The 1,516-nt window shown below is 74.9% G+C and carries 1 protein-coding gene; it reads left to right on the forward strand.

Features of this window, described 5'->3' with window-relative positions:
* Positions 1-295 precede the first annotated feature (295 nt).
* Positions 296-1,516 (forward strand): lyase family protein (locus G3I65_RS29305; RefSeq protein ID WP_160698963.1); only part of this gene is annotated, 1,221 nt, incomplete at its 3' end.

Genomic DNA, 1,516 nt, shown 5'->3' on the forward strand with positions numbered 1-1,516 from the left:
CCCGCCCGCGACTACCGCGACCGGGCCGGGTACGTGCTCGCGGTGTCCGACCGCCCCCGCGGCGCCCGCGCGGCGGCCGCGGCCGGCCTCGACCGGCTGCGTGCCGCCCTGATCCCGGAAGGTCCGCACCGATGACCCTGCGGTTCCTCATCACCACGGTCGCCCAGACTGCCGCCGCCCGCGCCGCGCATGACGTGAATGACTCATTCATGTCGTCCGACGACAGGAATGAGTCATTCACGTCGTCCGGGCGAGCCACCACACCCCACCCGGAGACCCCGGAAGGAGCACCTCGATGACCATCGCCCCAGGCGGAACCGGCAGGCTCACCAGCCCCATCTCCGCCGCGGCCCGGGAAATCCTCTTCGACCGCGACACGGCCCCCGCGCCCGACCCCGTCGCCGCGGAACTCGGGCTGATCAGCCAGGTCGACCGCGCCCACGTCGTGATGCTCGCCGAACGCGGCATCGTCGACCGCGGCCGGGCCGGCGAACTGCTCAAGGGCATCGAAACCCTGCGGGCCCAACGGTTCGCGCCGCTGCACGACGTCCCCGCACCCCGCGGCCGGTACCTCGCCTACGAGTCCCACCTGATCGAGACGCTCGGCGCGGAAGTCGGCGGCGTCCTCCACAGTGGACGGTCGCGCAACGACCTCAACGCCACCGTGGTCCGGCTCCGGCTGCGCGAACCGCACGAACGGCTGCTCGCCGAGTCCGACGCCCTCGGCCGCGCGCTGCTGGAGCGGGCCCGGCGCTGGGCGGACGTCACCATGCCCGCCTACACCCACCACCAGCCCGCCGTGCCGATCACCTACGGCCACTACCTGGCCGGGGTGGCGGGCGCGCTCGTCCGCGACGTCGAAGGCGTGTGGCAGGCCGGGGCGGAGCTCGACCAGAACCCGCTCGGCGCGGGCGCCGTCGGTGGCACGTCGCTGCCGGTCGACCAGCACCGCACCACCGCGCTGCTCGGGTTCGCCGCGCCGCTGGCGAACTCCCTGCACGCGGTCGCGTCGCGGGACCTGGTGCTGCGCCTGCTGTCCGCGGCCACCGTGCTCGGCGTGCTGCTCTGCCGCGTCTCGCACGACCTGCAGGCGTGGACCAGCGCCGAGGCGGGGCTGCTGCGGCTGGCCGACGACGTCGTCGGGTCCAGCTCGATGATGCCGCAGAAGCGCAACCCGTTCCTGCTGGAGCACGTCCAGGGGCGGGCGCTGGCGCCGCTCGGCGCGTTCACCGCGTCGGCGGGCGCGATGGCCACCGCCCGCTTCACCAACGCCATCGCGGTCGGCACCGAAGCCGTCGCCCCGGCGTGGGCGGCCCTCGAAGCGGCGACCGACGCCGTCGTGCTGCTCCGGCTGGTCGTCGAGGGCGCCGAACCGGTGCCGGAGCGGATGTACGCCCGCGCGGTCGACGGCCAGACCGCGGCCACCCACCTCGCCGAACGGCTCGTCGACGCCGGCGTCCCGTTCCGGCAGGCCCACCACGACGTCGGCGCGATCGCCAAGGAGGCACTGGCCGCG

The organism is Amycolatopsis sp. SID8362 (assembly GCF_010550475.1).
In the GTDB taxonomy this organism is placed as follows: Bacteria; Actinomycetota; Actinomycetes; order Mycobacteriales; family Pseudonocardiaceae; genus Amycolatopsis; species Amycolatopsis eburnea.